This window comes from Arthrobacter sp. CAN_C5 (genome assembly GCF_017875735.1).
Taxonomy (GTDB): domain Bacteria; phylum Actinomycetota; class Actinomycetes; order Actinomycetales; family Micrococcaceae; genus Arthrobacter_D.
Map to the genome: position 1 here is coordinate 3,471,144 of NZ_JAGGMZ010000001.1, position 13,268 is coordinate 3,484,411.

At 65.0% G+C, this 13,268-nt stretch carries 14 protein-coding genes; 7 read left to right on the forward strand and 7 right to left on the reverse strand.

The features are described from left to right. From H4V95_RS16225 to H4V95_RS16235, 3 genes are all read left to right on the forward strand, one after another. The gene (locus tag H4V95_RS16225; RefSeq protein WP_196866045.1) at positions 1–711 is read left to right on the forward strand and encodes a response regulator transcription factor; all 711 of its coding nucleotides are present in this window, start codon (positions 1–3) and stop codon (positions 709–711) included. 59 nt (positions 712–770) lie between these two features. After that, positions 771–2,171 (forward strand): cell wall metabolism sensor histidine kinase WalK, encoded by a 1,401-nt coding sequence (locus tag H4V95_RS16230; protein WP_245345752.1) that lies wholly within the window; start codon positions 771–773, stop codon positions 2,169–2,171. A gap of 86 nt (positions 2,172–2,257) precedes the next feature. After that, entirely contained in the window at positions 2,258–2,548 is a 291-nt protein-coding gene (locus H4V95_RS16235) for a WXG100 family type VII secretion target (RefSeq protein ID WP_209731079.1), read from the forward strand. Between the two features lie 90 nt (positions 2,549–2,638). Here H4V95_RS16235 and groL read toward each other — a convergent pair whose 3' ends face one another. The 4 genes from groL to H4V95_RS16255 all read right to left on the reverse strand — a co-directional run bounded on the left by groL (position 2,639) and on the right by H4V95_RS16255 (position 6,044). Then, positions 2,639–4,276, reverse strand: a complete 1,638-nt coding sequence (groL, locus tag H4V95_RS16240) for a chaperonin GroEL (protein ID WP_196866048.1) — start codon at positions 4,274–4,276, stop codon at positions 2,639–2,641. 187 nt (positions 4,277–4,463) lie between these two features. Further along, positions 4,464–5,057 (reverse strand): GNAT family N-acetyltransferase, encoded by a 594-nt coding sequence (locus H4V95_RS16245; RefSeq protein ID WP_209731080.1) that lies wholly within the window; start codon positions 5,055–5,057, stop codon positions 4,464–4,466. Between the two features lie 17 nt (positions 5,058–5,074). Next, the gene (locus H4V95_RS16250) at positions 5,075–5,710 is read right to left on the reverse strand and encodes a LytR C-terminal domain-containing protein (RefSeq protein WP_209731081.1); all 636 of its coding nucleotides are present in this window, start codon (positions 5,708–5,710) and stop codon (positions 5,075–5,077) included. 49 nt (positions 5,711–5,759) lie between these two features. After that, entirely contained in the window at positions 5,760–6,044 is a 285-nt protein-coding gene (locus H4V95_RS16255; RefSeq protein WP_312884110.1) for a DUF3263 domain-containing protein, read from the reverse strand. A 144-nt stretch (positions 6,045–6,188) separates the two neighbouring features. Here H4V95_RS16255 and H4V95_RS16260 point away from each other — a divergent pair, with 144 nt between their 5' ends. Then, the gene (locus H4V95_RS16260) at positions 6,189–6,971 is read left to right on the forward strand and encodes a uracil-DNA glycosylase (protein ID WP_209731083.1); all 783 of its coding nucleotides are present in this window, start codon (positions 6,189–6,191) and stop codon (positions 6,969–6,971) included. Positions 6,972–6,974: 3 nt separating this feature from the next. Here the strand turns inward: H4V95_RS16260 and H4V95_RS16265 are convergent, their stop codons facing one another. Both H4V95_RS16265 and H4V95_RS16270 read right to left on the reverse strand, forming a co-directional pair. Then, a complete protein-coding gene (locus tag H4V95_RS16265; protein ID WP_196866053.1) occupies positions 6,975–8,687 on the reverse strand; it encodes a threonine/serine exporter ThrE family protein in 1,713 nt (570 codons plus the stop codon). Positions 8,688–8,733: 46 nt separating this feature from the next. Then, positions 8,734–9,807, reverse strand: a complete 1,074-nt coding sequence (locus tag H4V95_RS16270) for a peptidoglycan bridge formation glycyltransferase FemA/FemB family protein (protein ID WP_209731084.1) — start codon at positions 9,805–9,807, stop codon at positions 8,734–8,736. Positions 9,808–10,004: 197 nt separating this feature from the next. Here H4V95_RS16270 and H4V95_RS16275 point away from each other — a divergent pair, with 197 nt between their 5' ends. After that, positions 10,005–11,009 carry an aldo/keto reductase family protein gene (locus tag H4V95_RS16275; RefSeq protein WP_196866055.1) on the forward strand — a complete coding sequence of 335 codons (1,005 nt, stop codon included), beginning with the start codon at positions 10,005–10,007 and terminating at the stop codon, positions 11,007–11,009. After that, entirely contained in the window at positions 11,006–11,851 is an 846-nt protein-coding gene (locus tag H4V95_RS16280; RefSeq protein ID WP_196866056.1) for an NAD(P)-dependent oxidoreductase, read from the forward strand. Before H4V95_RS16275 ends, H4V95_RS16280 begins: the two co-directional genes overlap by 4 nt. Positions 11,852–11,917: 66 nt before the next feature. Here H4V95_RS16280 and H4V95_RS16285 read toward each other — a convergent pair whose 3' ends face one another. Beyond that, positions 11,918–12,748: a tryptophan-rich sensory protein gene (locus H4V95_RS16285; RefSeq protein WP_209731085.1), complete on the reverse strand. Its 831-nt coding sequence runs from the start codon at positions 12,746–12,748 to the stop codon at positions 11,918–11,920. Positions 12,749–12,845: 97 nt separating this feature from the next. Between H4V95_RS16285 and H4V95_RS16290 the strand changes: the two genes are divergently transcribed. After that, positions 12,846–13,238 (forward strand): hypothetical protein, encoded by a 393-nt coding sequence (locus tag H4V95_RS16290; RefSeq protein ID WP_209731086.1) that lies wholly within the window; start codon positions 12,846–12,848, stop codon positions 13,236–13,238. The last annotated feature ends 30 nt before the right edge of the window (positions 13,239–13,268 follow it).

Consider the following 13,268-nt stretch of genomic DNA (forward strand, 5'->3'; position numbering starts at 1 on the left):
GTGAAAAAGACTGGACCCGAAGCGAAACTTCTTGTTGTCGATGACGAGCCGAACATCCGCGAGCTTCTTTCCACCTCGCTGCGGTTCGCCGGTTTCGACGTCGTCGCGGCCGCCAATGGCCGGGAGGCGCTTGCCGCCGCAGAAACCCACAACCCTGATCTGGCGGTCCTGGACGTCATGCTGCCGGACATGGACGGGTTCACTGTGACCCGCAGGCTCCGCGCCGCTGGACGCCACTTCCCGGTGGTGTTCCTCACCGCCCGCGACGACACGGACGACAAGGTCACCGGCCTCACCGTGGGCGGCGACGACTACGTCACGAAACCCTTCAGCCTCGACGAGGTGGTGGCCAGGATCCGCGCCGTCCTTCGCCGCACCCAGCCGATGGACGACGACGACGCGGTGATCCGCGTGGACGACCTCGAGCTCGACGACGACGCCCACGAGGTGCGCCGCGCCGGCGAGGTCATCGACCTCTCCCCCACCGAGTTCAAACTCCTGCGCTACCTGATGATGAACCCCAACCGGGTGCTCTCGAAGGCGCAGATCCTCGACCACGTGTGGGAATACGACTTCAACGGTGATGCGTCGATCGTCGAGTCCTACATCTCCTATCTGCGGCGCAAGATTGACAAGAACCCCGACGCCACGGCATTGATCCAGACCAAGCGGGGCGTCGGGTATCTGCTGCGCACCGCCGACAAGCGGTAGCCCTTCACGTGATCGATCGGTGGAAAGCGGCATCACTGCGCACCCAACTGGTGGCCATCATGACCTTGCTCATGGTGGTCACTGTTGCGATCACCGGAATCGTCACCGTGTCGCTGCTACGCACCAACCTCATCGAGCAGATGGACTCGGACATTCTCGTCAATGCACCCAATGTGGCGCAGAACATCCTCCCCGACGGCTCAGCCGACGGCTCGCTGCTCAGGTTCTACGGGGAGCTGAGGAACGAGGACGGGCAATTGCTCCGCGCGACCGTCTCCCAGGGGTCGACCGATGTTCCGGACATCCCAGTGCTCAATGTCGAGCAGGTACAGGCGCGGGGGCAGGACGGGTTTACTGTCCCGGGAAGCGTCAGTGGCAGCCCGGGATGGCGGGTGGTGCTCTTCGCGCTGCGGAACGAGCAGGGCAGCGTGGCAGTGGCGTCCAGCCTCTCGACGGTCAACCGGTCGTTGGAGGAGGTGGGACAGATCATTTTCGGTGTCGGGCTCGGGGCCACCATGGTCGCCAGCGGCATTGCCTTCATTGCGGTCACCCGACAGTTCCGGCCGCTGGGCCGGGTGGAACGAACGGCCGCCGCCATCGCTGCCGGAGACCTGTCTCGACGCGTCGAGGTGGAGCGGCCCGCCACCGAGGTGGGCCGGCTGTCACGCTCACTGAACGCGATGCTCGCGCATATTGAGGCAGCGTTCTCCGCCCGCACCGAATCCGAACGCAAGATGCGCCGGTTCGTCGCCGATGCGTCGCATGAGCTGCGGACCCCCCTGGTGACCATCCGGGGGTTCTCGGAGCTGTACCGCCACGGCGCCCTGCAGAACGACGACGACGTCGGCGCGGCAATGGGCCGGATCGAAAGCGAAGCGAAGCGGATGGGCGAACTGGTGGAGGATCTGCTGACGCTGGCCCGGATCGACGAACAGCGGCCGCTGAAATCGGAGCCGCTGGACCTGGTCATCCTGGGAAACGACGCTGCCCTTGACGCCCGGGCCATCGCCCCTGACCGGCAGATCACCGTGATCGGCCTCGACGGCGGGCCCGCACAGCCGGCACCAACGGTCGGGGACGAGGCGCGGCTGCGGCAGGTGGTGGCCAACCTGATGACCAATGCGCTCCGCTACACACCCGACGGGACGCCCATTGAGATCGCCGTGGGTGTGGCTCCGGTGATTCATGGTCGGATGGACTCAGTTATTGAGGTGCGCGATCACGGTCCCGGGATCTCGGAGGAAGACGCGGCCCGGGTCTTCGAACGGTTCTACCGCGCCGACTCGTCCAGGTATCGGGAGACCGGTGGTACCGGCCTGGGTCTGGCCATCGTGGCGGCGCTGGTGGCGCAGCATGATGGTTCGGTGCGTCTGGAGGAGACGGTCGGCGGCGGTGCCACCCTGTCCATCAGGCTGCCCTACACGGCCGTCGAAGCAGACTCGTCCTCCACAATGTCCTGAGTTTGGTGGGGTTTGCCCACACTTCACCACCGGCCCATTCGCGGCGCCCTTCCCCGGCCTAGGGTCGAGGGGAAAGGAGGACAACAATGACAAACTTCCAGGTCGACACTGACGCCCTCGTGGCCAAGAACAAAGAGGTGCAGGGAACGATCAGCCGGCTGCAAGCCGAGGTCAACACCATGCAGGCGGGTTTGCAGGACCTTGAGCAGTTGTGGCGTGGCCAGGCCGCGGCGAACTTCCAGCAGCTGGTCATCCAGTGGCGGGCCACCCAGGCGCGGGTCGAGGAGTCGCTGGCCGAAATCAACCATTCGCTTTCGGTCGCAACCCAGCAGTACGTCGACGCCGAGCTGAGTAACGCACGGATGTTCCAGTACTAGCCGCTTAACGCCGGAAGGACGGCATCCCCTATCGGGGATGCCGTCCTTCCGGTTACAGCCAGGTGAGGTGCGAGACCTCGTGGGTGGGGACTAGAAGCCGCCCATACCGCCCATGCCGCCCATTTCGTCGCCGCCGCCGCCGCCAGCTGGAGCCTTCTCAGGCTTGTCAGCTACAACGGCTTCGGTGGTGAGGAACAGGCCAGCAATGGATGCCGCGTTCTGCAGGGCAGAGCGGGTCACCTTTACGGGGTCGTTGACCCCGGCGGCCAGCAGGTCTTCGTAGACCCCGGTTGCTGCGTTCAGGCCGTGACCTGCAGGCAGTCCGCGGACCTTGTCGACAACAACGCCTGGCTCAAGGCCAGCGTTGAAGGCGATCTGCTTCAGGGGGGCGTCGATGGCAACGCGCACGATGTTCGCGCCGGTTGCCTCGTCGCCTTCGAGCTGCAGCGATGCGAAAGCCTTCGCGCCAGCCTGAATCAGGGCTACGCCGCCACCGGCGACGATTCCTTCTTCGACTGCAGCCTTGGCGTTGCGGACTGCGTCCTCAATGCGGTGCTTGCGTTCCTTGAGCTCAACCTCGGTCGCGGCTCCGGCCTTGATGACTGCAACGCCGCCGGCCAGCTTGGCCAGGCGCTCCTGCAGCTTCTCGCGGTCGTAGTCGGAATCGGAGTTCTCGATCTCGGCGCGGATCTGGCTGACGCGTCCGGCGATCTCGTCGGCGTTGCCTGCACCCTCGACGATGGTGGTCTCGTCCTTGGTGACAACAACCTTGCGTGCGCTGCCCAGGAGGTCCAGGGTGGCGTTCTCAAGCTTGAGGCCAACTTCTTCGGCGATAACCTGGCCACCGGTGAGGATGGCGATGTCGGCCAGCTGGGCCTTGCGGCGGTCGCCGAAGCCTGGAGCCTTGACGGCAACTGACTTGAAGGTGCCACGGATCTTGTTGACCACCAGGGTGGCCAGCGCTTCGCCTTCGATGTCTTCGGCGATGATCAGCAGCGGCTTGCCGGACTGCATGACCTTCTCGAGGACAGCAACCAGGTCCTTGACGTTGGAGATCTTCGAGTTGACGATCAGGATGTACGGATCTTCGAGGACCGTTTCCTGGCGCTCGGCGTCGGTGACGAAGTAGCCGGAGATGTAGCCCTTGTCGAACCGCATGCCCTCGGTGAGCTCAAGCTCCAGGCCGAAGGTGTTGGATTCCTCGACGGTGATGACGCCTTCTTTGCCAACCTTGTCCAGCGCTTCGGCGATGAGATCGCCGATCTGCTGGTCGCCGGCCGAGATGGACGCGGTCGCGGCGATCTCTTCCTTGGTTTCGATTTCCTTGGCGGAGGCGAGGAGCTCACGAGTGACGGCTTCGACAGCCTTCTCGATGCCGCGCTTCAGGCTCAGCGGGTCGGCGCCGGCGGCAACGTTCCGCAGGCCTTCCTTGACCAGTGCCTGTGCCAGCACGGTGGCGGTGGTGGTACCGTCGCCGGCGACGTCGTCAGTCTTCTTGGCGACTTCCTTAACCAGCTCGGCGCCGATCTTCTCGAACGGGTCGTCCAGCTCGATCTCCTTGGCGATGGAAACGCCATCGTTGGTGATCGTGGGGGCGCCCCACTTCTTTTCAAGGACTACGTTGCGGCCGCGTGGGCCCAGCGTTACCTTGACGGCGTCGGCGAGGATGTTGAGTCCTCGCTCGAGGCCGCGGCGTGCCTCTTCATCAAAAGAAATGATCTTGGCCATAGTGGCTTAGGTCCTTTCGGGGACAGTCCTGCTTATCAGCAAACTTATGCTCACCTGCTGCGGTGCCCGCGACGGACGGGCAACATCCGGACGATCTCTTTACGTCCCGACACGGCCCTCACCACAGTGGTGTGCGATTCACTCGCCAGCCGCGGACGGTTAGCAGTCAGCGGCTTAGAGTGCTAACTCAATAATTAGCACTCTGGCTGCTTGAGTGCAAGCGGAGCTCGGCCCATTGAGCACGCGTCACACCGGAGACAACCGAGTCGTACACGACCCCGCGCACCACCCGGGCATCACGAAACCTGGCCTCCTCGGTCCACCCGAGTTTCAGCCCCACACTGCACATCGCGAGGTTTCCGGACCAGGTGGAAAAGTCGAGGCGGCGGAAGCCGGTGACGGCGAAAAGGTAGTCCACCCACAGGGTGAGTGCCTCGCTTCCGACTCCGCGCCCGCGCTGGGACGGGTCGTAGACGGTGATTCCGGCTCGGGGCCATTCGGTCTCCTCCGATTCCCAGTGCCAGGAAACGGTCCCAACGAGGTGGTCGGTCAGAGCGTCGGCGATCACCATCCGGCGTCGGACCTCGGGGCTTTCTCCCGTCGAAAGCTGCTCCGCAAGACGCGCGAGCGCGGCGTCGGCCTCCTGCGTGGTGAGGGGCGGAAAGTACGGCCCATCCCACTGGTGCCACTCCTGATGGGGGCGAAGCCATTCGCGGTAAGCGGAAAGATCGGCGGCGTGCCAGTCGCGTAGCCGGACCTTCGTCCCCTCGAGTGTCAGCATGGATGCGCCGTCGGTCTCTACTGGAAACCGGGCCCGATCACTACCGTGACATCCGGTGAAACCTCGGTGGTCTCGATCAGGGTCGGAATCCCGAGCACACCGCTCAGCTCCTGCGCCGTTTCGAGCTGGGAGGGGTCGTTGTAAAAGATCACCGAGTTCTGCAGGGGCGCTCCACCCCAGTCGGCGATCTCTTCCACGGTCCATCCGTCGGCGGTCACCCGACCGGCGGCCAGCGTGGCCTGTCCCCCGATTCCGCTGGCGTTGTAGACATTCACTGGCTCGCTGCGGTCGATGCCGTCCGGGTCCGCGGTGGGAGTCGGGTCGCTGCCCTCAGTCCCTCCCCCGGCCGGCCCATCGGTGGCGGGGTCGGACGGGGCTGGTTCGGACGAGTCGGCGCCGGCCGCGGGGCTGGGTGATGCGTCGGCGGTCGCGGTCGCCGTGGACTGGCCGGATGTCGGTTCCGCCCCGCTGCCAAAGCCCAGCCGCGGAAGGATGAAGAAGGCGGCGAGCCCGACGGCGAGCGCCAGCACTCCGACCAGGATCTTCAACGCGAGCCCACTGGAGCCCGGCGGCACCAGCCTTTCCCGGTGGACGCCCTGCCGCGAGGCGGATTCAGGGATCTTGTCGAACTCGTCCCGGGGGTATTGGCTCATGTGCTGCGTTGTCCTTGGTTTGGGTGCCCGTTTTGGCTCACGAGAGGCGTTAGATCTCAGCGCCGAGGCGGCGGGCTGAGCGGGCACGCTGACGGGATGTACGTAGTCTACGCAGGCGCTTCACCAGCATGGGGTCGTGGGCGAGGGCCGCCTCGGTATCGATCAGGGCGTTGAGGATCTGGTAGTAGTGGGTGGCCGACAGGTCGAACAGTTCCCGGATCGCCTGTTCCTTGGCGCCCGAATACTTCCACCACTGGCGTTCCAGGGCAAGCATCTGCTGCTCCCGGTCGCCCAGATCCCCTGCCCGGGGGTGCTTGTCCGGGGATGCCTGCACCGCGTTATCCGCGCCCGCTGCTTCCGTCACTCTCCACCGCCCCTTAGCAAAATGCAGCCCGCTTTCACGCTGCCCGATTGCTCCCCATGGTAATTGGGAATAACAAGGTTGTCATTTGGGACTGCGGAGCCGCAGGATGGGATGATGTCGGATCATCAGGCTGCCCTCTTCCCGGAACCCGTGGCTGCTGCCACCACGTCCCAGCGCGCATCGTCCGCGGAGGGCCGGGACAGCGAACCGTTTCCGTTCGCCGCGCCCAGTACGGTGGCCGACGTCGTCCACCCCAGCTGGGCAGCAGCCCTGGCCGCGGTGGAACCTCACCTGCACCACCTGGCGCGCGACCTGCAGGCCGAGGTCGACGCCGGTCACCAGATTCTGCCCGAGCCCGGGAACATCCTGCGTGCCTTCAGCTACCCCCTGGAGGAGGTCAAGGTGCTCCTGATCGGCCAGGACCCGTATCCAACGCCCGGTCACGCCGTCGGGCTGTCGTTCTCTGTGTCGGAGCGCACCCGGCCGCTGCCGAGGAGCCTCGCGAACATCTACCGCGAGCTTGCCACTGACACATCGGTGGCGGTCCCCGCCCACGGGGACCTGACCGGCTGGGCCGAGCAGGGAGTGCTGCTGCTGAACCGGGTACTGACGGTGCGCGCTGGCGACGCCGCCTCGCACCGGCGTCTGGGCTGGGAGGCGGTGACCAGTGCAGCCGTCGAGGTGCTGGTGGCGAGGAACGCCCCCCTGGTCGCCGTCTTGTGGGGGCGGGACGCCCAACAGGTGAAGCCGTTGCTCGGCTCCACCCCCACCGTCGAGTCGGTCCACCCCAGTCCGCTCTCGGCGTCACGCGGATTCTTCGGGAGCCGCCCCTTCAGCCGGACCAACGCGCTCCTCGCTGACCAAGGCGCCAGCCCGGTGGACTGGCAGTTGCGCTAGGAGTTACCGTCGCCGGTTGCGGCGTTCGTTGCTGCTGGCACCCTTGGTGAGCGGGCGGGCCAGATTGTCGCCCAGCACCACGCCTCCCGCGACGGCCAGGATAATGGTCAGCGCGTTGAACAGGGAGTTGGTGCCGGTGCCGATCAGTTCGGTCTCGATGGTCAGTCCGTACATCGACCGGAAGACCATCAGCCCCGGGTACAGGAACATGACGGCGGGGACAGCCACCACCAGCTGGGGGGCACCCATCCGCAAGGCCACCACCCGGGCCAGCATCCCAATCATCACGGCTGCGACCGCCGGGGCCAACCGGTAGCCGACGCCGAGGAAGACCACCAGCGAATAGAGCAGGAACCCGGTCACGCCGATCAGTGATGTGGGAATCACCAGCTTCATGTCGGTCTGCTCCGCCACACAGATCATCCCGACGGCGATGAAGACCAGGACCGCGACAACCGGTACCGGGTAGAGGGACCCCACCGACGTGGTCAGTTCCAGCTCCGGAACGCCGATCAGGGCACCGAACACCAGCGCGACAGCGAGACCCGAGATGATTGCGGCGAACACCAGGAACGCGGACAAATATCGCCCAGCCGCTGTAACGGGGAAACCATTGATCGCGTCCTGGGTGGCCGAGACCAGCCGCCCGGTCGGCAGCAGCAGCAAAATCCCGCCCACCACCACGAACGAGGGCCTGATACCGATATCAAGCCACCAGAAGAACATGGCGATGATGGTGACCATCCCGGCGGAAGTGGCCACCGAGAAGAACTCGGGGACGCGCCACTTCCCCAGCTGCCGCAGCATCAGATCCACGCCGATGCAGCTGACGAAACTAATCAGCGATTCCAGCGGGGTGCCGCCGAGGAAGCCAACGATGGCGGCGCCGAAGATGCCGAACGCGGCCGTCACCATCCAGCGCGGGAACGGTTTCGGCCTGTGGGTGATCTCATCGAGCCGCGCCGCGGCTTCGATCCGGGTGGTGCTGCCGCCGACAATATCGGTCACCAGCTGGTGCACCTTCAGGAGTCCGGCGTAGTTGTTGGTCCACGACCGGACGACGCGCAGAACGGTGACGGGCGTCTGGTCCTTGGCCGAATAGTTGAGGATGACCGACTGGTTGGTGATATCCACTTCAATGTTATCCAGCCCAAACGCGGCGGTGACCGCGATGATGCTGGTCTCGACCTCGAGCGCACCGGCGCCGTACCTGAACATCGTCTCGGCGAGGCTCAGTGCGAAGTCAAGGGTCCGCCGGGCGTTGATGTCCGGCCCGGATGCCTGGATGGTGGGATTGGCATAGGGGCTTCCCGCGAGCCGCTCCACGATACTCATTGCCTGGGTGGGCGGGGTCTCCCCCTGGACCAGCCTGCGGAGGACCTTGCGGGCAGCGGCATTGGACCGGTCGGGGCGGACCGAACGCGGGGTGGTCGGCAGTGCGTCGGTGGGTGTCGAGTAGGTCCGGCGATCAGGCTTGGCGGCCGTCGGACGCGGCTTGGCCTTTCCTTTCGCCGACGGGACCCTAGCCGGCTTGCCGGGGCGTCCCACGGACCCCGGCGCGTCGGGGGTTCCCGGCAGCGAGTGAACCGGCCGTGACACGGGTGCCACCACACTGGCGGGCGTCTCCGCGGTGGGGATGATGGGCAGCTGCTCGGCTACCGGCGCCGGGTTGGTGTTGGGGTTGCGGCCATCGTCTGACTCGGTCTTTTCACCCATGGGCAAAACCTTTCATCAGGTAGGCCGCGCGCGGCGGGAACGGTGGTTAGTAGAACGGCTGGTGGTGTCGGCGCCAGTAGATTTGCCGGGCAACTCGTTCCCCGATGGCATTCCACAGTCGATACTTCCATGCGCTGAGCGGTAGGTCATAACAGCCGACAAAGTCCGTCACAGTCTTGGTGAAACTGGTCTTGAACAACCCCAGCCCGTGGTGCGGATGGGAGCTGTCCTTGAGCCGGTCGCTGGGCGGCGTGCCGCAGAAATCGTACTCGATGATGCCGAACTCTTCCTTGAGGTCGGTGATCGCCTGCCACTGCACCAAATGGGAATCACCGTACTGGGACCGCTTGGGCCGGGAGCCGCCGTCCTTGTAGGTGCCCTTCAGCCCGTAGTTGATAACAAACGCGCCCACCGACGGTTCGCCGTCCTCATAAACGAAGTACAGGCGGCCCTGACCGGCGTCGGCGAAGTTCTTCCAAAACCGGCTGTAGTACTCATAGGAGCGCAGCTTCGCGGCTGACCGGTCCTCAATGTGGGCCATCAGCGCGTACATGGTGCGGAAGTTCTCGTCGGTGGGATCCATCCGGCGCACCTCAACACCCTCCCGGATGGCGCGCCGCACCGCGTTGCGCCCCCGTGAATGCAGATTGCGCAACAACTGGTTGGGCTCAGGGGTGGTGTCCAGGAGCGCCGTGTGGTCGTTCGGCTGCAGGTCGAAGGTCTTGATCAGGCCCGCCGCCCGGAACTGCCGGTCGACGTCGTCGTTAGCGAAGATGTCCGGCTCCACCTTGACGGCGAACACGTTGTGGCGTCCGGTGCGGACGAGTTCCCGGCAGGCGTCGAGGATTTCGGGCACATGGGCCGGCTCGGCGACATCGGGTCCCTTGATGAGGTACCAGAGAGCACCCAGGACGGGGAGCCGCTTTTCGATCACCAGGTTGTAGGTGGTGTAGTCGGGGCACTCGAAGACCAGGAAACGAGGCGTCCAGCCGTGCTGGGACTTCACCTCGGCGAAGGATGCCGACTGGAGTATGTTTCCGCCGTTGGGGTTCGCCGTCACCAGCGCATCCCAGTTATCCCGCTCCTCGGCCGTGGCTAGACGCGCGGTGAACTTAACCAAAATTCCTCAATCAGTGGTGGTGACACAAAGACAATTCAGTGTAACGGCTGACCCGCTTTGCATCGGTCAGCCGGCGGGCGGCGCCGGGGCCACCGGCCCCGGGCGACAATCGAGGATGGGAAAACTTGTCACCTTAGGCAACCGACACCGCGATGTGATCCTCCTCATTGGGCAGCGGGTGCCCTAGCATCGAAAGCATGGACTATCGATACCTCGGAAACAGCGGACTCAAGATTTCAGAAATCACCTACGGCAACTGGCTGACCCACGGATCGCAGGTGGAGAACGACGTCGCCACCCAGTGCGTGCGGGCCGCCCTGGACATGGGTATCACCAGCTTTGACACCGCCGACGTATATGCGAACACGGCGGCTGAAACCGTGCTCGGTGAAGCGCTGAAGGGCGAGCGGCGGCAGTCGCTGGAAATCTTCACCAAGGTCTGGGGCCCCACCGGGCCCAAGGGGCCCAACGACTGCGGCCTCTCCCGCAAACACATCATGGAGTCGATCAACGGATCCCTGGAACGGTTGCAGACCGATTATGTGGATCTTTACCAGGCGCACCGTTACGACCACGAGACGCCGCTGGAGGAGACCATGCAGGCGTTTGCCGACGTCGTCCGCCAGGGCAAGGCCCTGTACATCGGGGTCAGCGAATGGGACGCGCGGCAGATCCGAGCAGGCCACGAACTGGCCAAGGAGCTCGGCTTCCAGCTCATCTCCAACCAGCCGCAGTACTCGATGCTGTGGCGGGTCATTGAAGGCGAGGTGGTGCCGGTATCCGAGGAACTGGGACTGTCCCAGATTGTGTGGTCCCCGGTGGCCCAGGGTGTGCTGACCGGGAAGTACCAGCCGGGTGGCACACCCGAGCAGGGTTCACGGGCGGCGGACGACAAGGGCGGCTCGAACATGATCAAGCGGTGGATGTCAGATGAGACCCTCACCGGCGTGCAGAAACTTCAGCCGGTCGCCGACGAGGTGGGCCTGACCATGGCCCAACTGGCCGTCGCCTGGGTCCTGCAGAACAAGAATGTGGCAGCCGCCATCATTGGCGCGTCCAAGCCGGAGCAGGTGAAGTCCAACGCCGTCGCCTCGGGCGTGACCCTGGAAGCCGACGTGATGGCGAAGATCGACGCTGCCATTGGCTCGATGGCCGAGACCGACCCCGCCCAGACCGTCTCTCCTGAGCAGCGCCCCGCATGAGGCTCGCCGTAACCGGTGCCAGCGGAAAACTGGGCAAGACGGTGGTGACGGTCCTACGGGCTGCCGGGCACGACGTCATCGGGATGGATGTGCTCGGCGAACGCGGGCCCGGTTTCGTGAAGGTCGATCTGACCAACTACGGGCATGTCATTGACGCGTTCTCGGGTGTAGACGACAGGCACCAGGGCTTCGACGCAGTCGTTCATCTGGCCGCCATTCCGGCTCCGGGCATCTACTCGGATGCCGCCACCTTCCACAACAACATGCCGTCCACCTATAACGTGTTCCAGGCGTGCCGGCGGATTGGGATCAAGAAGATCGTCTACGCCTCCAGCGAGACGGTGCTGGGGTTGCCGTTCGATCAGGATCCGCCGTACATCCCCGTCGACGAGGAGTACACGGCACGCCCGGAAAGCACCTACTCCCTGGTGAAGCACCTGGAAGAGCAGATGGCGATCCAGCTGACCCGTTGGGACTCCGAGCTGAGCATCACGGCCCTGAGGTTCTCGAACGTCATGGACCCGGAGGACTACGCGACGTTCCCCTCGTTCGACGAGGACGCCATGGCCCGGAAGTGGAACCTGTGGGGATACATCGACGGCCGCGACGGCGCGCAGGCAGTGCAGCGCGCGTTGGAGAACGCCGGCCCCGGTTTCGACCGGTTCATCATTGCTGCGGCTGACACGGTGATGAGCCGGTCCAGCACTTCACTGGCAGCCGAGGTGTTTCCCGACGTCGAGGTGGTGAAGGACGTGGGCGAGCACGAGACGCTGCTCTCCATTGACCACGCTCGCCGCGTTCTGGGCTTCGATCCGCAGTACAGCTGGCGGGATCACGTGTAGCTGGCCCTTCCGGCACACCCCTCCCGCCGAGCGGTAAGATCACCGCCCGGCGGGAGGGGTGTTGTCTCAGGCCGTGCGCGGCTCAGCTTCGGAACGGCGCCCCGAACGCACCCTGATGGCGATGGTGGCGAGCACGATGACCGCGGCGACGACGGCGGCCGTGATCGACGTCGTCATCGACTCCATCTGGCCGCTGGTGCGTCCGACGGCGATCCAGGTGAGGCCCCAGCCAATTGCCGCGGCTACCGCGAGCCGGCCGTTACCCTTCACCGCCAAGCCGACCCCGACCACCGCAACGACGAGTAGCACGCCAACGGCCCAGAGGTCGGGGCTGAGGCCGAAACCGTCGAACCCCGCTGCGGACAGCGCCGCTGCAATGTTGGCGCACACGGCGACCGACACCCAGCCCAGGTAGAGGCCGAGAGTGCCGTCGACGATCGCTGCCTCCACCCACGAGCCGGCGGGACGCGAACTGTAGCGGACAAACACCACGGTAAGAACTGCCAGCAGCACCAGGATCACCAGCACACTGGCGTTCAACCAGCCGGCCTGGATGCTCAGGATCCAGGCGGCGTTCAACAGCATGGAAGCCGCTACCAGCCAGCCGAACGCCCGTTGACGCGGACTCGCCTTCTGAGCCGGCAGCCACTGCCACACGGTATAAGCGACCAGCCCGAGGTACACAACGCTCCAGATGGAAAAGGCGGCGCTGGCGGGGGCGAGCAGCGTGGCGTCCGAGCCCAGGGCGCCACCGGCGGCCTCCGCGATGGGAGTGCCGCCAAAGACGCCGACGCCGATCATGGATCCGACAACACAGATGATGATGCTCAGCGTGACTGCAATCTGTCGGTATAGGTCGGAGCGGGTAGTCGTCCTGGGTAATATTTCGGAAGTCATGTCTCCATTCAACCTGAGCCACGCTAGGGAAACTATCTCTTTGATCAACTGATCAGTAGGCTGGGTAGTTCACGTGTTTACTCGAAAGGGGCATGTCTTGACTGAGGAAACGAATCGTCCCGAAGAGGACCTGAGCATCACCGACGGAATCGACCCGGCGGGTCCGGAAGAACTGGATCCCGTGACCGAGGGGCAGCCCGACAGCTACCCCGGCGCGGCTGAAGACAACCCCGACCAGTGGCGCAACGACCCGCTGCTGCAGGAGGAGCCGGCCGCGACAGCGACCGAAGAAGACATCATGAGCGAGCAGGCGCTCCGCGACGGCGCTGACGGAGCGCTGGCACCCGATGTCCCGACGCTGGGCGAAGCTGTCGCGGACGTGGATTTCGAGGATCCGGCCGATGAATCGGAGATTGATGCCAGCGACGACAGCGCCCACCTGGGCGGCTCGCCGCTCGATCAGGAAGCGCAGGATCTGCTCGACCAGTAGGACGCACCCGCCCTTCTGGGGCCGCGCCTG

Excerpts from the sequence above, each read along its gene's own strand:
- H4V95_RS16230 (WP_245345752.1), top strand. The coding sequence starts at position 771 with ATGACCTTGCTCATGGTGGTCACTGTTGCGATCACCGGAATCGTCACC.
- H4V95_RS16235 (WP_209731079.1), top strand. The coding sequence starts at position 2,258 with ATGACAAACTTCCAGGTCGACACTGACGCCCTCGTGGCCAAGAACAAA.
- groL (WP_196866048.1), bottom strand. The coding sequence starts at position 4,276 with ATGGCCAAGATCATTTCTTTTGATGAAGAGGCACGCCGCGGCCTCGAG.
- H4V95_RS16245 (WP_209731080.1), bottom strand. The coding sequence starts at position 5,057 with ATGCTGACACTCGAGGGGACGAAGGTCCGGCTACGCGACTGGCACGCC.
- H4V95_RS16250 (WP_209731081.1), bottom strand. The coding sequence starts at position 5,710 with ATGAGCCAATACCCCCGGGACGAGTTCGACAAGATCCCTGAATCCGCC.
- H4V95_RS16260 (WP_209731083.1), top strand. The coding sequence starts at position 6,189 with ATGTCGGATCATCAGGCTGCCCTCTTCCCGGAACCCGTGGCTGCTGCC.
- H4V95_RS16265 (WP_196866053.1), bottom strand. The coding sequence starts at position 8,687 with ATGGGTGAAAAGACCGAGTCAGACGATGGCCGCAACCCCAACACCAAC.
- H4V95_RS16275 (WP_196866055.1), top strand. The coding sequence starts at position 10,005 with ATGGACTATCGATACCTCGGAAACAGCGGACTCAAGATTTCAGAAATC.
- H4V95_RS16280 (WP_196866056.1), top strand. The coding sequence starts at position 11,006 with ATGAGGCTCGCCGTAACCGGTGCCAGCGGAAAACTGGGCAAGACGGTG.
- H4V95_RS16285 (WP_209731085.1), bottom strand. The coding sequence starts at position 12,748 with ATGACTTCCGAAATATTACCCAGGACGACTACCCGCTCCGACCTATAC.